This window comes from Glycomyces sp. MUSA5-2 (assembly GCF_037034145.1).
Taxonomy (GTDB): Bacteria; Actinomycetota; Actinomycetes; order Mycobacteriales; family Micromonosporaceae; genus Glycomyces; species Glycomyces artemisiae.
The window spans coordinates 510,583-531,481 of record NZ_JBAGKG010000005.1 but is presented as its reverse complement, the minus strand read 5'-3'; the positions used below and the strand labels follow the sequence as shown (position 1 = coordinate 531,481).

The following is a 20,899-nucleotide window of genomic DNA, read 5'->3' as shown; positions in this document are numbered from 1 at the left end:
TCGGCCAGTGCATCGAGCGGGGAAACCCGCCCGGCACCGGCGACCGCGGCGCGCGGTGGAACGTTCTCGGTGAAACCCCTAGTGCACCTTCGGGAGGTGCTGGGTCGCGTCCAGGTCCTCGGGCGACTCGCGCTGCCGGTTGATCGGCAGCGGCGCCGACTCCGACTCGAACACCCCCGAGGAGGACGACAGCGCAGACAGCGACGGCGAGGTCTTCTCCTCCTCGCCCGACACCAGGCCGAGCTGGCGGCGCAGGTCGGTGAGGTTCGAGCCCGCGGAGTCGCGCTGGCGCTCCAGGGCCGCGACCTCCTCGGCGAGCGGCTGCACGCGCTCGGCCGCGCGCTCGGCCGCGCTGCGCCTGAGCCGGGCCGCCTCGGTCTCGGACTCCGCCTTGATGGACTTGACCTGCTCGGTGGCGCGCTGCACGGCGTCCTTCGCCTGCTGGTCGGCCTCTTCGCGGCGCTCGATCGCCCGGTTCTCGGACGAGCGGGCCCGCTCCTCGGCGAGCGCGAGCCGGTCCTCGGCCTCCGAGACGATCCGCTGCGCGGTGGCGATGGCCTGCTGGTGCCGGTCGGCCTCCTCCTTCTGCGCCCGCTCGCGGCGGTCGGCCTCGGCGAGGGTCAGCTCCTGGGTCTTCTTCTTGCGGAACTCCGCGGCCTCCGCCAGCAGCTGGTGCGCGGCGCTGCGCTGCTGGTCGGACTCGCGGGCCGCGAGGGCCCGCAGCTCGGTCATCTCGCGCTCGGAGGTCGCGCGCATGACGGCGATCTCGCGTTCGGCGGCCGACCTGGTCTTCTCTGCCTCCGAACGGGACTGGCTCTGCAAGGTCTGGACTTCGCGGTGGACGTCGGCGAGCGCGAGGTCGTGGCTGCGGCGGGCGTTCTCGCGCAGCTCGGTGGTCTCGTTGACCGCGCGGGCGCGGATCTCGGTGACGTCCTGGTCGGTGGTCGCGGTGATCTCGGCGGCCTCGGAGTGGGCGGCGCGCATCATCGCGTCGGCCTCGCTGCGGGCCTCCTGGATCAGGGATGCGGCCTGGCGCTTCGCGTCGGCCTTCTGGACGCCCGCGTCCTGCTCGGCGGCGCGCAGGATCTTCTCGACGCGGGCGCCGAGCCCCGCGAGGGTCGGCTGCTCGGCCTCGGCGATCTGCGTGGCCCGCTCGGAGACGCGCCGCTCCAGCGCGGTGATGCGCTCCTCCGCGCGGCGCAGCTGCTGCTCGGCGGTGTCCAGTGCCCGCACCGCCTCGTCGCGGTGCTGCTCGTGGGTCTTGATGTTCTGATACAGCCGGGAGGTGAACTCGTCGACCTGGTGGCGGTCGTAGCCGCGCATGGAGACGGCGAATTCGGGCCCGGTTTCCTCGAAGAATTTCGACATGGTCTTCCAGAGTCACAGGAAACGGTTGATGAATCATGATCACGCCTGAAGGGCCCGAAACCGGCGACGAACACGCCCGAGTGCGCGTGTCGCGGTGAAAACGTCCAGGCGGCAAGGCGAAGGGCCCCAGCCGAAGCCGAGGCCCTTTCTGTTTCGGTGCGCCGTTACGCGGTCTTGTCGGTCTCGTCGTAGAAGTCGCCCATGATCTCTTCGAGGAGGTCCTCCATAGCGACCAGGCCGGTGACCTCGCGGCCCGCGCCCGTCACGAGGGCGAGCTGGGCGCGCTGGCGGCGCATGAGGGTCACGGCCCCGGCGACGGTGGTGTCGGCGGCGACCAGCAGCGGGGCCGCCGAGAGGTCGGCGACCGAGGCGTCCGGTGCGGCCTGGACGGCTTCGCGGACGTGGACGAGGCCCACCGGTTTCTCGTCGGCGTCGACGACCACGAGGCGGGAGCGGCCGGTGGCGCGGCTGCGCTCCTCGGCGTCGACGGCCGTGGCGGCGGCCGGGATGGTGACGACCTCGGCCCACGGGATCTGGACCTCGCCGACCCCTTGGCGCTGCACGGCGATGGCGTGGGCGAGCATCTGGTGCTCCTCCTCGCCGAGGACGCCCGCGGCGGCGGAGGACCGCAGCAGGTAGCGCAGCTCCTCGGGGGAGTGCGCCTGCGCCTTCTCGTCGGCGGGCTCCACTCTGAACAGCTTCAGCATCGCGTTGGCGCCGTGGTTGAGGCCCAGGAGGATCGGCTTGGTGACCCACACGTAGCCGGTGAACGGCCAGATGAGCGCCATCGCGGACGCCTCGGGGTGGGTGATCGCCCACGACTTCGGCATCATCTCGCCGACGACCATGTGGAGGAACACGACGATCACGAGCGCGATGGCGAACGCGATCGGGTGCGCGGCCGCTTCGAGGCCGATGGCCTGCAACGGGATCTCGATGGTGTGCGCGAGCGCGGGCTCGGCGAGCGCGCCGAGGCCGACGGTGCACGCGGTGATGCCGAGCTGGGCGCCCGCGAGCATGAGCGACAGGTTCCTGGTGCCGCGCAGGGCCGCGCGGGCCGCGGCGGAGCCGTCCTGTTCGAGGCGGTGCTGCCGGGAGGCGACGAGCGCGAACTCCGCGGCCACGAAGAACGCGTTGGCCGCCAGGAGGATCAGCGAGACGAGGAGGGCGGGGCCGGTGCTCACTTCGCGTCCTCCCCCGGGAGCGGCCGCAGCTCGATCGCCTGCGGCACATGGCGGGCGGAGGAGACGACGACGAGCTTGACGCTGCGCGGGGCCGGGTCGGCCAGGCCGTCGCCGTCCTCGTCGTAGAACTCGCCCGCGGCCGCGGTCGGGACCTCGACCGTGTCGCCGGGGTGGGCGACGCGGCCCAGCTCGGCCATGACGAGCCCGGCGATGGTCTCGTAGTGCTCGCCTTCGGGGAGCTGGATGCCGGTGGCGTCGGCGACCTCGTCGACGCGCCAGCGCCCGGGGATGAGCCAGCCGCCGCCCGCGAGCGAGACCGGGACGGCCTCGAAGCGGTCCTGCTCGTCGCGGATCTCCCCCACGAGCTCCTCGGCGAGGTCTTCGAGCGTGACGATCCCGGCGAAGCCGCCGAACTCGTCGACGACGCACGCGAGCTGGCGGTGGCGCCCGCGCATCTGGTCGAGCAGCTGCGGCAGCGGGAGCGAGGCGGGCACGAGCATCGCGGGGTCGGCGATCTCGGCCACGGTGACGACCTCGCGGGCCTCGCGCGGGACGGCGATGATCTGGCCGATGCCGACGACGCCGATGAGGTCGTCGACGTCGTCGCCGACGACCGGGAAGCGGGAGTGGCCGTCGGCGAGCGCGGCGACCGCGTCGGCGACGGTGGCCGCGGCGGGGAGGGTCTGGACGCCGACGCGCGGGGTCATGGCCTGCTCGGCGACGGTGTCGGAGAAGTCGAGGCCGCGGTCGAGGAGGACCGACAGCTCCTCGTCGAGCGCGCCCTCGTCGCGGGAGACGTCGATGATCCGGTGGAGGTCCTCGGGCGTGGCGTTGTGCTCCAGCTCTTCGACCGGCTGGATGCCGAGGAGCTTGAGGAGCTTCGTGGAGGCCGCGTCGAAGAAGCGGATGATCGGCCCGCACACGGTGAGGTACGTGCTGGTGGGGACGGCGAGCGCGAGGGCGAGCGCCTCGGTGCGGGCGATCGCGAGGTTCTTGGGGCCGAGCTCGCCGAGGATCATCTGCACGACGTTGGCGATGACGAACGCGACCACGGTGCCGAGGGTGATCGACACGGCCGCGGGGATCCCGGCGGTGCCGAGGAGGTCCGCGAGGCCCTCGCCGAGGTACGGCTCGGCGAAGAAGCCGACGAACAGGGCGGTGACGGTGATGCCGAGCTGCGCGCCGGAGAGGGCGAACGACAGCTGCGAGGAGACCTTGAGGGCCCGGCGGGCCCGGGACGCGCGCTTCGCGTCGGGGCCGGCGGCGAGGTCCTCCAGTTTGGACCTGTCGACGGCGGTGTAGGCGAATTCGAGCGCCACGAAGAAGCCCGTGGCGGCGGTGACGGCCAGGATGATGACCAGTCCGACGGCTATGAGCACTGCTCACGCCCGCTGGGAGGCTCCGATGCGCGGAGCGGGCGGCCGCCGGGCCGCGGACTTCGGGATCGTCGTCTTCTGCGTCGCATGGGCCCGATCTTAACGGTGGCCGCAGGGGAGGCAAGCGCCGATCATTGTTCGCCCCGCCACAGGACGATGTCGGTCGAGCGGCCGAACGGACCTGCGACGGCGCGCAGTTCGGCGAGCTGCGCGCGGGCCCGCTGGAGCTCTTCGAGGACCGCCTGGGCCTCGGCGCGGATCGCGTGGACTTCCCGTTCGAGGTCCATGATCCGCTTGATCCCGGCGAGGTTGACGCCCTCGTCCTGGCTGAGCCGCTGGATCTCCCGCAGGCGCGAGACGTCGCGCGCGGAGTAGCGGCGGCCCCCGCCGGGGGTGCGGGCGGGCTCGACGAGGCCGAGCCGGTCGTACTGGCGGAGGGTCTGCGGGTGCATGCCCGCGAGTTCGGCGGCGGCGGAGATCGCGAGGATCTTCGCGTCGAAGTCGATGTCCTCGTCCGGTCCGCGCCGGCCGTAGGAGATCTCGATGCGCACGCGCGGGTGGTTCGCATCGGACGGTCCGGTGCGGTCGGCGGCGTTCACGGTTCACTCCTCTCTCCGGTGCCCGGGGCGCCGTTCGGCGCCGCGCGTCCATTGCAACGCCGGAGGGCGCACCGGTTGTTCCGGCGGGCCCGCATCGGGGTCCGCCGTCCTTCCGGAGCCGCGGGCGTCACTGGCCCGTCAGCTCTTCCAGTTTCGAGCGGTCGGCCGCGGGGGCGGCCGCCGCGTACTTCTCCAGGGCCTCGCGGGCCTCGGCAGTGAGGGCCGTCGGGACGTCGACGTCGACGGTGACGAGCAGGTCGCCCTTGCCGGGGACGCCGCGGCCCTTGACGCGCAGCACCCGCCCGGTCGGGGTCCCCTCGGGGACCTTCAGGGTCACGGGGCCGTCGAGCGTCGGGACCTTCACCTTGGCGCCCAGGGCGGCCTCGGGGAACGAGACCGGCAGGCGCACGGTGACGTTGTCGCCGTCGCGCGCGAACAGCGGGTGCGAGCGCACGGTGACGCGCACGAGGAGGTCCCCGGCGGGTCCGCCGCGCTCGCCCGGGGCGCCGCGCCCGGCGAGCCGGATGGTCTGGCCGTCGCCGATCCCGGCGGGCACCCGCACGGTGATGACGCGGTCCTTCGTGGTCGCGCCGGTGCCGCCGCAGTCGGGGCACGGGTCGGTGACGACGGTGCCGGTGCCCTCGCACTCGGGGCACGGCTGCGCGAAGCTGAACGCGCCCTGGTTCTCGGTGACCAGGCCGCGCCCGTTGCACCTCGGGCACGTGGTGGGGGACGTGCCGGGCTTGGCGCCCGACCCGTGGCAGGTCTCGCACTCGCCGGGCGCGCGCATCCGCAGCTCCGTGGTGGAGCCTTTCACGGCGTCGGCGAAGTCGAGGGTGACGTTGGTGCGCAGGTCGTTGCCGCGCACGGCGCCCGAGCGGCGCCGCGTGCCCGAGCCGCCGCCGAACAGGCCCCCGAACAGGTCGGAGAACCCGCCCGAGCCGCCTCCGGCGTTCCCGAACAGGTCTTCGAGGTTGATCCCGCCGGGCGCGGCGTGCGCGCCCCCGAATCCTCCTCGGCCGGACTTCATGAGCTGGATCTGGTCGTACTCGCCGCGCGACTTGTCGTCGTGCAGCACCGAGTACGCCTCCGAGATCCCCTTGAACCGCTCCTCGGCGTCGGCCGCCGGGTTGTGGTCGGGGTGCCATTCGCGCGCGAGCTTGCGGTAGGCCTTCTCGATGTCCTTCTTGGAGGCGTCCTGCGGCACGCCGAGCACGGCGTAGAAGTCCTTCTCAAGCCACTCCTGCGATGCCACCGGACGCCTCCTCCTTCAGTTCTGGGGCGGACAGTCAGTCCTTGTTGCCCTTGTCCTTCTTCTTCTTGCCCTTGGGTTCCTCGACGTCCTCGGCCGGGGCCTCCTCGGCTTCGGCCTCGACGGTCTCGGTGTCGTCGGACTCGGCCTCCTCCTCGGTCGCCGCCTCCGCCTCGTCGGCTTCCACGGCCTCGGCCTCGACGGCCTCGGGCGCCTCGTCCGGCTCCGCTTCGGCCTCGGCCGGCGCTTCGGGCTCCGGCTCGTCGGACGGCTCCGCGACCGCGACCAGGGCCGGGCGCAGCAGCTTGTCGCCGAGGCGGTAGCCCGAGCGCATCACGTCGATGCACGTCGGACCGTCCACACCGGGCATCTGCATGTGCGCGACCGCTTCGTGGATCTGCGGGTCGAACGGGTCGCCCTTCACCCCGAAGGCCTCCAGGCCCTGCTTGGTGAGCGCGTTGACGAGCTGGTCCGCGACAGAGCCGAAGGGGCCGTTGAGGTCCCCGTGCTCCCGGGCCCGGTCGAGGTCGTCGAGGACCGGCAGGAGGCTCTGGAGCACCCCCGCGGTCGCGAGCTCCCCCGAGCGGGCCTTGTCGCGCTCGACGCGCTTGCGGTAGTTCTGGAACTCCGCGGTGATCCGCTGGAGGTCGCGGGTGCGCTCCTCCAGCGTCGCCTGGAGCACCAGGACCGCGTCGTCGGCGGCCTGGCCGTCGTCGGAGGCGGCGGCGAGGATGTCCTCGACCGTCAGCTCCTCCTCGGCCCCGCCCTCGGCGGCCGCGCCGTCCTCGGGCGGCCGCGCGTCGTCGGCGTCGTGCTTGTCGTCCGCCACTACTTCTGGTCCTTGTCGTCGTCGACGATCTCGGCGTCCACGACGTCGTCGGCGCCGCCCGCGTCGCCGGCGCTCTGCTGCGGGGCGCCCGCCTGGTCGGCCTGGGCCGCCGCGTACATCGCCTGCCCGGCCTCCTGCGAGACCTTCGACAGCTCCTCGGTGCCGCGCTTGATCGCCTCGATGTCGGTGCCGCCCAGGGCCGCCTTCAGCGACGACGTGGCGTCGTTGATCTTGCCCTTGAGGTCCTCGGGGATCTTGTCGCCGGACTCGGCCAGGAGCTTCTCGGTCTGGTAGACCAGGGACTCGCCCATGTTGCGGGCCTCGGCCTCCTCCTTGCGCTGGCGGTCCTCCTCGGCGTGCTCCTGGGCCTCGGCCATCATCCGCTGGATGTCGTCCTGGGCCAGGCTGGAGCCGCCGGAGATCGTCATCGACTGGGCCTTGCCCGTGGCGGAGTCCTTCGCGGACACGTTCACGATGCCGTTGGCGTCGATGTCGAAGGTGACCTCGATCTGCGGGACCCCGCGCGGGGCCGGCGGCAGGCCGGTCAGCTCGAACGTGCCGAGCTTCTTGTTGTACGCCGCGATCTCACGCTCGCCCTGGAAGACCTGGATGAGCACCGACGGCTGGTTGTCGTCGGCGGTCGTGAAGACCTCCGAGCGCTTCGTCGGGATCGTGGTGTTGCGCTCGATGAGCTTGGTGAAGATGCCGCCCTTGGTCTCGATGCCCAGCGACAGCGGGGTGACGTCGAGGAGCAGCACGTCCTTGACCTCGCCCTTGAGGACGCCGGCCTGGAGGGTCGCGCCGATCGCGACGACCTCGTCGGGGTTGACGCCCTTGTGCGCGTCGCGGCCGATGAGGCGCTTGACGAGCTCGGAGACGGCGGGCATGCGGGTCGAGCCGCCCACGAGGATGACGTGGTCGATCTCGGAGACGTTGATCCCCGCGTCCTTCACGGCCTGCTCGAACGGCTTCTTGCAGCGGTCGAGGAGGTCGGAGGTCATCTGCTCGAACTCGGCGCGCGAGAGCGACACGTCGAGGTGCAGCGGCCCGTCGGGGCCCGCGGTGATGTACGGCAGGTTGATCGAGGTCTGCGTCGCCGACGACAGCTCGATCTTGGCCTTCTCGGCGGCCTCCTTGAGGCGCTGCATGGCCATCTTGTCCTTGGACAGGTCCACGCCGTACTGGCCGTTGAAGGTCTTCACCAGGTGCTGGATGACCCGGTCGTCCCAGTCGTCGCCGCCGAGGTGGTTGTCGCCGGAGGTGGCCTTCACCTGGATGACGCCGTCGGCGATCTCCAGCAGCGAGACGTCGAAGGTGCCGCCGCCGAGGTCGAAGACGAGGATGGTCTGCTCCTCCTCGCCCTTGTCGAGGCCGTAGGCCAGGGCCGCGGAGGTCGGCTCGTTGATGATGCGCAGCACGTTGAGGCCGGCGATCTCGCCCGCCTCCTTCGTGGCGGTGCGCTGGGCGTCGGAGAAGTACGCCGGGACGGTGACGACCGCGTCGGTGACGTTCTCGCCCAGGTATGCCTCGGCGTCGCGCTTGAGCTTCATGAGGATGCGCGCGCTGATCTCCTGGGACGTGTACGACTTGCCGTCGATGTCGACGGTCCAGTCGGTGCCCATGTGGCGCTTGACGGAGCGGATGGTGCGGTCCGGGTTGGTGACCGCCTGGCGCTTGGCCACCTCGCCGACGAGCACTTCGCCGTTCTTGGCGAACGCCACGATCGACGGCGTGGTCCTCGCCCCCTCGGCGTTCGTGATGACCGTGGCCTCCCCGCCTTCGAGGACGCTGACCACGGAGTTCGTCGTGCCGAGGTCGATGCCGACCGCACGTGCCATGTTGATCTCCTGATGTAGTCGAACAGATGATGCCTCTGTCTCAAGCGGCCGGGCGGGAACCCCGAACCAAGTTGAGCCGGATAGACTCAATGTTCATCCGGTCGGTATCGACTGTCAAGCCGGTCACAGGAAATGTGATCAAATGCACTAAAGTTGAGTCGGGTCGACTCAACTTCGCGTCGGGTGGGGCTAGCGGGCCGCGGCGGGCGCGCCTCCGGCGGCCTCGCAGCACTCGGTGAGCAGGTCGTCCGCGATCTTCCAGGTGTCGCAGGGCCACGCCTGCTTGCATGAGGCGCAGTCGATGCCGAGGAGCTGCTCGGGCAGGTGGTCGCGCCACATGAGGGCGGCGAGGTTCCAGCCGGTGATCTCGGTGATCCCCGCGGGCGCCTCCACGGGCGGCGGCTCTTCCAGGGAGAACAGCTTCGAGGGCTCCTCGCGGCGGGAGCGGCGCGAGCGCGCCGGGATGGGGACGACCATCGAGCCCTGGGCGGGGGCCGCGGGTTCGGCGGTGTGGCGCGAGCGGCGAGGCGGTGCGGTGCGGTCCTGGCGCGGGAGTCCGCGGCCGTGCTCGGGGGCCTCCGGTTCGGGCGCCCCCTGCCTCGCTGAATGCTGCATACTCACGCTATCTCCTCATTCGCCTTCGCTTCCGTGCCTGCGTACTCCTCTATCCGGATTAACGGTCGAGTAGCCCGAGAGGACACGGGTATGAGCACTCGGCACTCTAGTCCGCGCCCGTCCGCAGAATGCGGAGCAGAACTCGCGATCGCTCGCACATCACATGGAACGGGAATTCCACTCGCATTGCCGGAGGCATGTTTTGCGGCGGGAGGGTAGCCTGGACCGGTCGCGTCGAAACCGCGACACACATGGGGCGGACCGCGATTCCTGCGCATTGGATATGCTTGCGGGACAAGGGATTCGCGATGGCATTCCCGGGACTCGGCCAGCGTTCTCCAGGGGGCGTAACGCAAACCGCATTCAGCGTAGGCATATGCCCGTTGAGCTGGTATTTCAGCCTTGTAACCGAGTCGAACGCGGGATTAACTTTGGGTTACCGCGCCCGTTATGTCTGAAAATGACCTTTTCATGTATGGCATCATTGAACGATGCAGTCTCCTTCAGAAGAAGTACAATGGACGGTTGACGGTGGATTGATCACTCCCTTGTCCGAGATCAAGACCGTGCTCGTCCGCAGCGCCGGGGACGAGCCCCAGCGCGACCACGTCTACATCTACGGCATCGAGCTCGAAGGCGACGGCGAGATCGCGCTGCGCCTGCGCCCCGAGCACCGCCACCAGCACGCGGAGGCGTCGCTCGCCATCCGCGTCGACGAGTCCAACTGGGTCCGCACCGGCGCGGAGTACCTGGGCGGGCAGCACCTCATCAGCACCGTCGCCACCCGCGGCCGCACCGACTGGTCCCTGTTCCCCGTGGACACCGAGTCGGACGAGATCTGGCTGCGGCTCATCAGGACCGGCGACACCGTGACCGTCGCCCACGCCGACGACGGCGTCGACTACACCACCATCGCCTCGACGTACCTGCCCGGCGGCGTCCCCGCCACGGCCGGGATCGCTAGCACCCGCCCGGTCGCCGAGACCTTCTGGGACGCCGGGCTGGACCTCGACATCGACGTCGACTGAGACACCGTGCAGCGCAAGTGAGCCCAGCGGTCCGGCAGAGGGGTGCCGGACGCCGCTGAGCATAGAGGTCGGGCCCGCCGGGCCGGAGAATCCGGGCGGATCCGACCTGTGTGCTCAGCCCGAGCGGCGCACGGGAGGCGAATGGAGCGGCCGGTCGCATCGGCGACCGGCCGCTCCGCTCATTCGGTCTCCTTACTCGAAGAGCGCGGCGTAGGTCTGGAACGCCGTGGCGACCTCGACCTGGTGCCAGTACCGGTGGTAGCTGAACTCCGGCGCGGGGCCGGTGCAGCCGCCGTCGATGTACGCCTGGACCTGGTCCCAGCCCTCGAAGTCCTTCATGAAGGAACGGGTCTCGATGAAGGTGACGCCGTTCTCCAGGACGTCGCCGTTCGGCATGGTGCCGGTCCAGCCCTCGGGGATGTAGACCTCGTCGCCGAAGCGGCAGTAGTCCGCCCGGGACTCGGTCTGGGTCACGCCGACGCCGTCGTTCGCGGCCCACAGCGCGTCCAGGAGGTTCTTCGCCGCGGTCTGCGAGGCGGTGTCACCGGTGGCCGCGGCGTGGTAGGACAGGATCTTCGCGAACGCCCCGGCCACGCCCGGGTCCTTGGACATGGAGGTCACCGAGGCGGACAGGCCCGCCCCCGGCTCGCCGCTCCAGTCCAGGTCGCCCGGGATGCTGTAGTCGGTCGCGGAGATGTCGGACTCCGACAGCGCCCACGCCACCCACTGGTCGAGCAGGTCGCACGCCCGCGCGTCGTCGGTCTCCAGGCAGTACTGCGCGACGCGGTCCATGCCCCAGACCTGGAAGCCGAACCAGCGGTTCGACGGCGGGTCGTGCCACACGGGCTGCTCGTCGTAGTACAGGCCCTCGAACTCGGCGCTCGTGGTCGGGTTGCCGTAGTTGCCGCCCCAGTTGTTGGTCGCGCCGCCCGCGATGGCGCCCGCGCCCGGCGAGCCCTGCGGGACCTGGAGCCACTCCAGGAACTCCAGCTGCTGGTCGAGGCTGGCCGCCCAGTCGCTCGCCGCGGTCGGCGAGGCCGGCTCCAGGCCGCCCTCGGAGAGCGCGTACGCCGCCATGACGTTCTGGTAGCCCTGGTGGACGCCCGAGCCGCCGATGCGGAACGACCAGTCGCCGTTCGCGCCCGCGCCCCACGAGTAGTACCAGGAGAGCAGGTAGTGGAACGAGTTCTTGCCGCTGCCGTCGGGGCAGTTGTTGATCCCGATGCAGTCGCCCGCGATCTGCTTGAAGTACTTGTCCGCGAACGCGTACCGCAGGAAGTCGCCCATCTTGGAGGCGTTGTCGAGCGACCCGGAGATCGTCGACGACTGGCCCTGCTCGGCCGCCCACTGCTGGGCCATCCACGCGACTTGGATGGCGCGCGCGTCGGCGTCGGGGGCGTCGGTGTACCGCTGCTGCTGCGAGTACTGCGAGTCGCCCACGAACAGGTCCAGGTAGCCGTTGGGGCCGCCGAAGTCGAACGTCTCGCACGAGGGGTGCGCGACGGTCTCCCACGTCGACTCCTGCGAGCCGCGCTGGAACGTGTTCATGTACGCGGGCTCGGTGGTCCCGTCGCCGCACTCGCCGAAGCCGTAGGCGTTGTCCACGTCCAGGATCCAGTGCATGCCGTACACCTGGTTGCTCCCGTAGGTGTTCCGCAGCTCCTGGCCCAGCGGGTCGGTGCCGACGGACGCGTTGAAGTCCAGCTGCGTCGGGTAGTCCTCGACGCTGTCGGACTCCGGGGCGTACGAGGCCGGGGAGGACGGGTTGTACGCGGTCGGGTTCAGGTCCGGGATCGCGTACTGCTCGGTGATGTCCCACGACTCGTTGTAGCCCGACCAGTCGCCGGTGACCTGGCCGTACGCGGCCTCCAGCCACTGGAGGTAGCTCAGGGCCTCGGAAGTCGTCTCGTGGCCGTAGTCCGGCGCCTCGACGATGAGCTCCTCCACCGAGTGGTAGGGGACGCCCGTCTCGTGCAGGTACGGCGAGTCGGCCCCGGTGAGCTGGTCGTACATCGCGAGGAAGCGCTCCTCGTTCTGCGTGACCTCGCCGATGTCGGCGACGGTGACCGTCACCGTCTTGGACGCGTAGCCGGGGGAGGCCACGGTGAACACCGCGGACTCGCCGGGCTCGGCGCCCGCGGCCGCGCTGAACACGATCGGCTTCGGGTTCACGTCGCCCGCGGCGAAGGAGAGCGATCCGCCCGAGGACACCGAGAGGTCGGTGGAGCCGGAGGTGCGGGTCGTGGTGACCGTGGCGGCGGCCTCGGTCGCGGCGGAGAAGCCGACCTCGACGGAGGCGGTCGACCCGGCGTCGACGACGACGTTCGCGCGGTTCACTTCGAGCTCGGGCTCGACGGGCTCCTCGGCGCCGTCGCAGGACTCGCCGTTGACCTTGATCCCCGTCGGCGCGGTGGAGGGGCCCGCCCCGATGAAGCCGAAGACCTCTTTGTTCTGGCCCGCGGCGATCGAGCCGTTCCAGCCGACGTCGCCGCCGGTGAAGGTGCGGCCGCTCTGGTGCCAGTCGACGTTCCACGCGCTGGAGACGGTGGTGCCCGCCGGGAACTCCCATTCGAGGTCCCAGCCGTTGAGGCCCGCCGTGCCCGCGGTGAGGACCACGTTGGCCTGGAAGCCCGAGCCCCAGGACGAGACGACGTTGTACTGGACGCCGCCGCAGTACTGGGCGGCGAAGGCCGACGGCGCGGCCACCGCGGTGAAGGCGCCGACGAGCGCGAGCGGCAGCGCCACCGCCGCCGTCCGGCGCCATCGACGGCCCCGCCGGCGCGGCGGGGCCAGGTTGTCGGTTTCCATTATGGCTACTCCTAGGCATGGGGTGGATATGTCCGTTTCCATGGGAGCGCTCATGCCGGGTTCGCGGTCGTTGAATCGCACGAGTGGAACGAATCGGACCAGGATGCGGAAGCGCTCCCAGGCCATGCTCCCAAGCAGGAGCCCTGGATGTCAATACATTGACATCCCTAAATTTCTCCTTCAACGAGGCAAACCGTTGCCGTTTGCCAGGTATTTTCCCAGCTAATTGAGTCGTTGATCCAGATTCATAGTTATGGATTCGCGACCTTCGATCTGTTCGAGATGATCACGAAGGCAACGATCCGGTAATGACCCTCACACCCGGGCTTGCGTCATGGAACACGCTCCCGTACGATCCTGGTATCGCTCCCAAGGGCGATCGCCTCGGCGGTTTCAGTCCGCGGGCCGCCGCGCACTCATGGCGGCCCGCGCCACCGCCGCCGTGTGCACCAACCGGAACGAGTCCCTCAAACCCCTCGACAACAGCACGGCGCCCCGAGCGCCTGGAAGGAAACCGCAAAGATGCATCTCCTCAACCGACAGCACGGCCGGGCCGCCCTCGCGGCCGCGGCCGCGGGCGCGCTGGCGCTCTCCGCAGCCGCGTGCAGCGGCGGCGACGACGGCGACGATGACGGCCTGACCGAGGACGGCAAGATCCAGCTCACCGTCTCCCTGTTCGGCACCTTCGGCTACACCGAGGCCGGACTGGAGGCCGAGTACGAGGCGGCCCACGACGACATCGACGTGGTCATCGAAGGCGACGGCGTCAACTGGGACGCCGAGTTCCGCCCCACCCTGGAGACCGCCCTGGAGACCGGCTCCGGCGCCGGCGACGTCGTCGGGATCGAGGAGCAGGGCGTCGTCCAGCTCTTCTCCGACTCCTCGCACTGGTACGACCTGAAGGACTACTCGGACCGCGCGTCCGACTACGTCGACTGGAAGTGGGAGCTCGGCCAGAGCCCCGACGGCACCCAGGTCGGCTTCGGCACCGACGTCGGCGGCATGGGCATGTGCTACCGCAAGGACCTCTTCGAGGCGGCGGGCCTGCCCACCGACCGCGAGGAGCTCGCGGCGGCCTGGTCCACCTGGGACGGCTTCAAGGCCCTCGCCCAGCAGTACGTCGACGCCGACACCGGCGTGGCCTTCCTCGACGGCCCGACCCAGCTCCAGAACATGCTGCTGGGCCAGCTCGCCGGCAACGGCGACGGCGAGATGTACGTCGACGCCGACGGCAACCTGACGCTCGACTCCGCGGCCGCGCAGGGCTCGATCAACACCATCCTGGAGCTCAACGAGATCGGCGCGATCGGCAACTTCGTCTCCTGGAGCGAGGAGTGGATCGCGGCCCAGGCCGAGGGCGGCTTCGCCGTCATGCCGTGCCCGGGCTGGATGCCCTCGGGCGTCATCGAGCCGAACTCCGGCCCGGACAACGCCGGCAAGTGGGACATGGCCGCCGCCCCCGGGATCGGCGGGAACTGGGGCGGCTCGTGGCTGGCGGTCCCCGCCCAGTCCGCGCACCCCGAGGAGGCCGCCGAGCTGGCCGCGTGGCTGAGCGCCCCCGAGCAGCAGGTCAAGGTCTTCGAGGCCGTCGGCAACTTCCCGTCCTCGCCTGAGGCGCAGGCGGACCCGAAGGTCGCCGACTCCACCAACGCGTACTTCAGCGACGCCCCGACCGGCCAGATCCTGGCCGCGTCGGTCCAGAACTTCCCGCCGCTGACCTACTCGTACTACCACCCGCCGGTCAAGGGCGCGGTCGAGACGGTGCTCAACGGCGTCGTCGACGGCACGTTCGCCCCTGAAGACGCCTTCGACGAGATCCAGTCGGCGGCCGAAGAGGCGATCCAGCTCGCCGGCGGCGGCCTCTAGCCGCCCCCGCGGGCCGGTCCGGCGGCACCCTGCCGCCGCCGGACCGGCCCCGGGTCCAGCGGTCTCATGCCGATTCCGCTGAGCCCCGTGCCGCCGGGGCGAGACCGCGCGGCGGGCCGTGCCCGGCACGGGCCCGACGCACCACCCCAGGACCCGGTCTCCACCCCCTCCCGGCGGCACCGTGTCGGCCCGCCGCGCCCCAACCCGCGGCGGGCCGGCTTCCTCCGGAGGCGGCCCGCGCCAGCCGATGAGCCTCACCCGCTCGCGACCGCAAGGAACACGATGACCACCGAAACCGCGGCCCGATCGCCCAAGTGGCGCCTCTGGGCCTCCAAGGCCGACATCAAGGCCACCCCGTACGCGCTCGTCTCGCCGTACTTCATCCTCTTCGCCGTCTTCGGCGTCTTCCCGATGGGCTACACGCTCTACGCCTCGCTCCACGCCTGGAAGCTCGGCGGCGCCGACCCGGTGTTCGTGGGCCTGGACAACTACAAGTTCCTGCTGTTCGACTACGACCGCTTCAACTGGTCGGTCTTCAACACGCTGGGCATGTTCGTCCTCGCCACCGTCCCGCAGCTCGTGGTCGCGCTCATGGTCGCGAACGCCCTGAACAAGCGGCTGCGCCGGCCCATGCTGTGGCGCATGCTCATCCTCGCGCCGATCGTCACCTCCGTCGTCGCCGTCGGCGTCATCTTCGCCCGCATCTGGGGCCAGGAGTACGGCATGGTGAACGGCTTCCTGGAGCTGGTCGGCATCGGCAAGGTCGACTGGCAGGCCGAGCGGTGGAGCTCCTGGATCGCCATCTCGTCCATGGTGGACTGGCGGTGGATGGGCTACAACTCGCTCATCTTCCTGGCCGCCATGCAGACCATCCCGCGCAACCTCTACGAGGCCGCCACCGTCGACGGCGCCTCGCCCCGGCAGCAGTTCTGGCAGATCACGATCCCGCAGCTCAAGCCGGTCCTCATCTTCACCGTCTTCGTGTCGTCCGTCGGCGGCATGACCATGTTCGTCGAGCCGATGATGTTCGACTCCGGCAGGCTCCTCGGCGGCACCGACGGGCAGTACCAGACCACGGCGATGGTCCTGGTCGACATCCTCCGAACGCACGGCAACTACGGCGTCTCGGCCGCCGCCGGATGGCTGCTGTTCCTGGTCATCGGGATCGTCGCGGCGATCAACTTCCTCATCGTCAACCGCATCCAGGGGAACAAATGAGCACCGCCACCGCGCCCCGCCCCACCGCCGACGCCGCACCGGCGCAGCCTCCCAAGCCCCCGCGCCGCCCGAAGAAGCGGCGCCCCGTCGAGTCCGGCGAGGGCGTCTACGCCCCCACGGTGCTGACGCGGCTCGGCCTGCTCGCCGTCGCGGCCCTGTCGATCTTCCCGCTGTACTGGATGATCGTCATCGCCTCGACCTCCACCGCGAACGCCGCCGGCTTCCCGCCCGCGCTGCTGCCGGGCCCCAACCTGCTGGAGCACCTGGGCGAGGCCCTGTCGGACCCCGAGGCGAACCTGCTGCTGGGCCTGCGGAACTCGATGATCATCACCGGCACGGTCACCTTCTCGGTCGTGCTCATCTCGACCCTCGGCGGCTTCGCGTTCGCCAAGCTGAAGTTCCGCGGCTCCAAGGTCCTCATGGGCACGGTCCTGTTCTCGATGATGGTGCCGCTCCAGCAGCTGGGGATCGTCCCGCTGTACATCGTCATGGTCGAGCTCGAATGGCTCGACACGCTCCAGGCGGTCATCCTGCCGTTCCTCATCAACGGGTTCGGGATCTTCATGATGCGCCAGTACGTCGAGCAGGCCGTGCCCGACGAGATCATCGAGGCCGCGCGCATCGACGGGGCCTCCACGATCGGCATCTGGTGGCGGATCGTCCTCCCGGCCCTGCGCCCGGCGATGGTCGTCCTCGGACTGCTCACGTTCATGCTCAACTGGAACGAGTTCCTGTGGCCGTTCATGGTGCTGAGCGGCGAGAACCCCACCATCCAGCTCGCCATCCGGCAGCTGTCGACCGCAACGTGGTCAGCGGACCTGTCGATGATCTTCACCGGCACGCTGATCTCGATCATTCCCATCGCGATCCTGTTCGTCGTGTTCGGACGGCAGATCGTGAGCGGCATCATGGAAGGTTCATCGAAGTAACTATGAGCACCGAAATCGAAAGGGCCGCAGCGCTTGCGGCCCGGTTCCCAGCCGGGTTCACGTGGGGCGCGGCGACCTCCTCCTACCAGGTGGAGGGCGCCACCGGCGCCGACGGGCGCGGGAAGTCCATCTGGGACTCGTTCGTGAACGAGCCCGGCCGCGTCGTGGACGGCTCCAACGGCGACACCGCGATCGACTCCTACCGCAACATCGCGGGCGACGTCGCCGCCGTCAAGGCCCTCGGCCTCAACAGCTACCGGTTCTCCCTGTCGTGGCCCCGGATCTGCCCCGACGGGGACGGACGGGTCAACCCGGCCGGCCTGCGCTACTACTCCGACCTCGTCGACGCCCTGCTCGCCGAGGGCATCACCCCCTGGATCACCCTCTACCACTGGGACCTCCCGCAGGCCCTCGAAGACAAGGGCGGCTGGCCCGTGCGCGACACCGCGCTCCGGTTCGCCGACTTCGCCCTGATCGCGCACACCGCCCTCGGCGACCGCGTCAAGCACTGGATCACCGTCAACGAGCCGTGGTGCGCCGCGTTCCTCGGCTACGCTTCCGGCGAGCACGCCCCCGGGCGCCGCGAGCCGGCCGAGTCGATCGCCGCGGCCCACCACCTCATGCTCGCCCACGGCCTCGCCGCGCGCGCCGTCAAGGCCGCCGACCCCGAGGCGACGGTGAGCATCGGCATCAACTTCTACCCGGTGCACGCCGCCAGCGACGCGCCCGGCGACCTCGACGCGGCCCGCCGCGTCGACGGCGTCCAGAACCGCTGGTTCACCGACGCGGCCCTGCGCGGGGCCTACCCCGAGGACGTCGTGGAGGACTTCAAGGCGATCACCGACTTCGAGTTCCTCCTCGACGGCGACATGGAGCTCATCAACGCCCCCGTCGACGTCCTCTCCGTGAACTACTACAGCCGCTTCACCGTCACCGGCAACGGCGGCTCCGCCTCCGCCTCCGCGGCGCCGACCGGCGCGGGCTCCGCGTGGCCTGCGAACGATCACATCGGGTTCGTGCCCGCGGGGCTCCCCGTCACCGACATGGGCTGGGAGATCGAGCCGTCGGGGCTCACCGACGTCCTCACCCGCCTCCACGCCTCCTACCCGGAGGTGCGGCTCGCGGTCACCGAGAACGGCGCCGCGTTCCCCGACAAGCTCGACGACGGGCGCGTGCGGGACGCCGAGCGGCTCGACTACGTGGAGCGCCACCTCGCGGCCTGCGCCGACGCGCTCGACGCGGGCGTCCCGCTCGTCGGGTATTTCGCCTGGTCGCTGGCCGACAACTTCGAGTGGGCCTGGGGCTACACCAAGCGGTTCGGTCTCGTGTACGTCGATTTCGAGACCGGCGAGCGCATCGTCAAGGACTCCGGACGCTGGTACGGCGACCTGGTGCGACGCGCCCGTACGAACCGTGAGGCAGAATAGTTCCACGCGACAGAGCCCGAGGTGATGCACGATGACCGAGACCCGACTTGAGGCGCCCGGCGGCGCGCCTGCCGAGCGCACCGGCCGCAGGCGCAGCGGCGGCCGCCCCACGCTCGACACGGTCGCCCGCCACGCGGGCGTCGGCCGGGGCACGGTCTCGCGCGTCATCAACGGCTCCCCGAAGGTCGCCGAGGACACGCGCGCGGCGGTCCTGGCCGCGATCAAGGAGCTGGGGTACGTCCCCAACCAGGCGGCCAGGACCCTCGTGACGCAGCGGACCGACACGGTGGCGCTCGTCGTCACCGAGTCGCAGGAGTGGCTGTGGTCGGAGCCGTTCTTCGCGGGGGTGCTGCGCGGGATCACCGAGCAGCTCGCCGAGGAGAACATGCGGCTCATGCTCACCTTCGCGCCCCGCGACGGCAACCGCACCGACCTGGAGTCCTACCTCATGGGCCAGCACGTCGACGGCGTCATGATGGTCTCCAGCCACTCCGGCGACCCGCTCCCCGAGCGCCTCGAAGACGCCGGCATCCCGATCGTCCTGTGCGGCACGCCCGTCGGCTTCCGCCCCGTCGCGTACGTCGACTGCGACAACCGCTCGGGCGCCCGCCAGGCCGTCGAGTACCTCGCCGAGCGCGGCCACAAGCGGATCGGCATCATCGCCGGGCCGCAGGACATGGCCGTCGGCGTCGACCGCCTCAACGGCTACCGCGACGGCCTCCGCGGCCACCGCCTCCCCGTCGAGGAGGGGCTCGTCTCCGTCGCCGAGGGCTTCGACGAGGCCAGCGGCATCAAGGCCGCGCGCCACCTCTTCGACACCGCCGGCGACCTCGACGCGGTCTTCGCCAACTCCGACCCCCTCGCCATGGCGACCCTCCGCGTCGCCCGCGAGCGCGGCATCGCCGTCCCCGACGACCTCGCCCTCGTCGGCTTCGACGACTCCCCCCTCGCCGAATTCGCCGAGCCGCCCCTCACCACCGTCCACCAGCCCACCGAGACCATGGGCCGCGAGATGGCCCGCCTCCTCTGCGGCCGCATCCGCGGCGAAGAGGCCGGCCCCCTCGTCACGATCCTCGGCACGAGGATCGTGGTCCGCGAGTCCGCTTAGGGCGCAATGGAGGCCCCGGGATCCCCTCGGGGCCTCCTACCATGAACGACATGCCCCTCCCCTTCCAGCGCAGGCCGCGGCGGCCGCGGCGACCGCGCCCTATCAGCAACTGGATCCTGTTCTGGGCCTTTGCCGTCGTACTGGCCGGCGGCTGGCTCTACTACCGTGTCCAGGTCGGCTTGATCGACTCCATCGAGGCCGACGGCTCCGCGGAGCACGACATCGCGGTCACCCAGCTCCGGGTGGACACGGTCCGCAACACGCTCACCGTGGCGGCGGGCCTCGGTGGTGCGGCGGCCCTGGTGTTGAGTTTCCGCAGGCAGCAGCACGACGAATACCACAGCACCCAGCAGCGGATCACCGAGCTGCGAATTCAAGCGGTGGCACAGCTGGGTTCGGAGAGTCCCACGGTCCGGATCGGCGGCCTGCACAACCTCGAACGTCTCGGGGAAGAGCACGAAGAGTTGCGGCAGATCGTGCTCGACGAGGTCTGCGCCTACCTGCGGATGCCGTACGAGCAAAAGGCGGACGCCGTCGACCCCGAGCAGGAGGTCCGACTGACCGCGCAGGAAGTCTTGCAGCGCAAGCTGATGCAGCGAGACGGTAAGACAAGGGAGCCGGTCTGGGCGCACCATCGGCTCAATCTTCGAAACGCGTATCTGTCGGGCATCGACTTCTCGGACTGCCATCTGGTCGAGGCGGATTTCAACGGCGCGACCTTCAGCGGGCACGCCCGTTTCAGCTTTTCCGTCCTCGACTGGATCACGTTCGAGGATGCAGCCTTCACGGGTAACGCGAACTTCGAAAGCGTGACCTTCACCGGTAGCGCCAACTTTGCAAGGGCGGCCTTCACAGAGGAGGCAAGCTTCGTCAAGACGGTTGTCGGCGGGTTGGCGAACTTCACGGACTCGACCTTTTCAGCGGATGCAAACTTCTACAGGACGAATATCGATGGGTTGGCGAACTTCACGAGCACGACCTTCTCATCAGGGGCGGAATTCGGGAACGCGGCCTTCTACCGCGCGAGTTTCACGAACGCAACCTTCGCCACGAACCCGACCTTCGAAGGAGCGTCCTTCGATCGGGATCAGGAGTTCGACGTGACTCCTGAGGGGTGGCGACGTGTTACGCACCCCGGATTCACCGACCGCTTCATGTGGCGATTCGTTCCAGACCGTCCGGCCGACCCTGACCCCGAACGGCCGTAGGGCCGGGCGTCGGTGAGATGCCGGGGCCCAGCTCCTCGCGCTTTCTCCGCGGCGGAGTAGAGGTCGTTCGCCTCTTCACCGGAGAGCTCGGCCGTCTCACCCGCCGAACGGCACCTCGCCCAGGGCGGCCCTCCCTCGCTCCGCGCGGATGGGAGCCCGGTCTTGCGGGACCGGGCTCCCTCTGCCTATCAGGCGGGGGCCGGGAGGTGCGGGATGGATCGGCAGTGCCGTTCGAGAGTGCCGTTC

At 70.2% G+C, this 20,899-nt stretch carries 16 protein-coding genes; 7 read left to right on the top strand and 9 right to left on the bottom strand.

Annotated elements, in window-relative coordinates; translation table 11 throughout:
- Positions 1-78 precede the first annotated feature (78 nt).
- From WA640_RS18860 to WA640_RS18825, 8 genes are all read right to left on the bottom strand, one after another.
- On the bottom strand, positions 79-1,368 hold the full coding sequence (locus WA640_RS18860; protein ID WP_335989624.1) for a hypothetical protein: 1,290 nt from the start codon (positions 1,366-1,368) through the stop codon (positions 79-81).
- A 164-nt stretch (positions 1,369-1,532) separates the two neighbouring features.
- Positions 1,533-2,552, bottom strand: coding sequence for a hemolysin family protein (locus WA640_RS18855; RefSeq protein WP_335989623.1), 1,020 nt, complete (start codon positions 2,550-2,552; stop codon positions 1,533-1,535).
- The gene (locus tag WA640_RS18850; protein WP_335989621.1) at positions 2,549-3,931 is read right to left on the bottom strand and encodes a hemolysin family protein; all 1,383 of its coding nucleotides are present in this window, start codon (positions 3,929-3,931) and stop codon (positions 2,549-2,551) included. Before WA640_RS18850 ends, WA640_RS18855 begins: the two co-directional genes overlap by 4 nt.
- 128 nt (positions 3,932-4,059) lie before the next feature.
- Positions 4,060-4,380, bottom strand: a complete 321-nt coding sequence (locus WA640_RS18845; protein ID WP_219926748.1) for a heat shock protein transcriptional repressor HspR — start codon at positions 4,378-4,380, stop codon at positions 4,060-4,062.
- Positions 4,381-4,654: 274 nt separating this feature from the next.
- Positions 4,655-5,782, bottom strand: a complete 1,128-nt coding sequence (dnaJ, locus tag WA640_RS18840) for a molecular chaperone DnaJ (RefSeq protein WP_106364299.1) — start codon at positions 5,780-5,782, stop codon at positions 4,655-4,657.
- 34 nt (positions 5,783-5,816) lie between these two features.
- Positions 5,817-6,608, bottom strand: coding sequence for a nucleotide exchange factor GrpE (gene grpE, locus WA640_RS18835; RefSeq protein WP_335989618.1), 792 nt, complete (start codon positions 6,606-6,608; stop codon positions 5,817-5,819).
- Complete coding sequence (gene dnaK / locus WA640_RS18830) at positions 6,608-8,446, bottom strand: molecular chaperone DnaK (protein WP_335989616.1); 1,839 nt, start codon at positions 8,444-8,446, stop codon at positions 6,608-6,610. Before dnaK ends, grpE begins: the two co-directional genes overlap by 1 nt.
- Positions 8,447-8,635: 189 nt before the next feature.
- Complete coding sequence (locus WA640_RS18825) at positions 8,636-9,067, bottom strand: hypothetical protein (RefSeq protein WP_335989615.1); 432 nt, start codon at positions 9,065-9,067, stop codon at positions 8,636-8,638.
- Between the two features lie 542 nt (positions 9,068-9,609).
- On the opposite strand from WA640_RS18825, the gene WA640_RS18820 reads away from it, so the two are divergent.
- Entirely contained in the window at positions 9,610-10,089 is a 480-nt protein-coding gene (locus tag WA640_RS18820) for a DUF1349 domain-containing protein (RefSeq protein WP_335989613.1), read from the top strand.
- 192 nt (positions 10,090-10,281) lie between these two features.
- On the opposite strand, the gene WA640_RS18815 is transcribed toward WA640_RS18820, so the two are convergent.
- Positions 10,282-12,897, bottom strand: a complete 2,616-nt coding sequence (locus tag WA640_RS18815; RefSeq protein WP_335989610.1) for a glycoside hydrolase family 48 protein — start codon at positions 12,895-12,897, stop codon at positions 10,282-10,284.
- Between the two features lie 522 nt (positions 12,898-13,419).
- Between WA640_RS18815 and WA640_RS18810 the strand changes: the two genes are divergently transcribed.
- The 6 genes from WA640_RS18810 to WA640_RS18785 all read left to right on the top strand — a co-directional run bounded on the left by WA640_RS18810 (position 13,420) and on the right by WA640_RS18785 (position 20,653).
- Positions 13,420-14,763 carry an extracellular solute-binding protein gene (locus tag WA640_RS18810; RefSeq protein WP_335989608.1) on the top strand — a complete coding sequence of 448 codons (1,344 nt, stop codon included), beginning with the start codon at positions 13,420-13,422 and terminating at the stop codon, positions 14,761-14,763.
- Between the two features lie 282 nt (positions 14,764-15,045).
- Positions 15,046-15,981, top strand: a complete 936-nt coding sequence (locus tag WA640_RS18805) for a carbohydrate ABC transporter permease (RefSeq protein ID WP_106364305.1) — start codon at positions 15,046-15,048, stop codon at positions 15,979-15,981.
- On the top strand, positions 15,978-16,910 hold the full coding sequence (locus WA640_RS18800; protein WP_335989606.1) for a carbohydrate ABC transporter permease: 933 nt from the start codon (positions 15,978-15,980) through the stop codon (positions 16,908-16,910). The genes WA640_RS18805 and WA640_RS18800 overlap by 4 nt, the downstream gene beginning before the upstream one ends.
- A gap of 2 nt (positions 16,911-16,912) precedes the next feature.
- Positions 16,913-18,337 (top strand): GH1 family beta-glucosidase, encoded by a 1,425-nt coding sequence (locus WA640_RS18795; protein WP_106364307.1) that lies wholly within the window; start codon positions 16,913-16,915, stop codon positions 18,335-18,337.
- Between the two features lie 31 nt (positions 18,338-18,368).
- Positions 18,369-19,445 carry a LacI family DNA-binding transcriptional regulator gene (locus WA640_RS18790; RefSeq protein WP_106364308.1) on the top strand — a complete coding sequence of 359 codons (1,077 nt, stop codon included), beginning with the start codon at positions 18,369-18,371 and terminating at the stop codon, positions 19,443-19,445.
- A gap of 50 nt (positions 19,446-19,495) precedes the next feature.
- Positions 19,496-20,653, top strand: a complete 1,158-nt coding sequence (locus tag WA640_RS18785) for a pentapeptide repeat-containing protein (RefSeq protein WP_335989603.1) — start codon at positions 19,496-19,498, stop codon at positions 20,651-20,653.
- Positions 20,654-20,899: the final 246 nt, after the last annotated feature.

Excerpts from the sequence above, each read along its gene's own strand:
- WA640_RS18805 (WP_106364305.1), top strand. The coding sequence starts at position 15,046 with ATGACCACCGAAACCGCGGCCCGATCGCCCAAGTGGCGCCTCTGGGCC.
- WA640_RS18790 (WP_106364308.1), top strand. The coding sequence starts at position 18,369 with ATGACCGAGACCCGACTTGAGGCGCCCGGCGGCGCGCCTGCCGAGCGC.
- WA640_RS18800 (WP_335989606.1), top strand. The coding sequence starts at position 15,978 with ATGAGCACCGCCACCGCGCCCCGCCCCACCGCCGACGCCGCACCGGCG.
- WA640_RS18860 (WP_335989624.1), bottom strand. The coding sequence starts at position 1,368 with ATGTCGAAATTCTTCGAGGAAACCGGGCCCGAATTCGCCGTCTCCATG.
- dnaK (WP_335989616.1), bottom strand. The coding sequence starts at position 8,446 with ATGGCACGTGCGGTCGGCATCGACCTCGGCACGACGAACTCCGTGGTC.
- WA640_RS18795 (WP_106364307.1), top strand. The coding sequence starts at position 16,913 with ATGAGCACCGAAATCGAAAGGGCCGCAGCGCTTGCGGCCCGGTTCCCA.
- WA640_RS18785 (WP_335989603.1), top strand. The coding sequence starts at position 19,496 with ATGCCCCTCCCCTTCCAGCGCAGGCCGCGGCGGCCGCGGCGACCGCGC.
- WA640_RS18815 (WP_335989610.1), bottom strand. The coding sequence starts at position 12,897 with ATGGAAACCGACAACCTGGCCCCGCCGCGCCGGCGGGGCCGTCGATGG.
- WA640_RS18810 (WP_335989608.1), top strand. The coding sequence starts at position 13,420 with ATGCATCTCCTCAACCGACAGCACGGCCGGGCCGCCCTCGCGGCCGCG.
- WA640_RS18845 (WP_219926748.1), bottom strand. The coding sequence starts at position 4,380 with ATGCACCCGCAGACCCTCCGCCAGTACGACCGGCTCGGCCTCGTCGAG.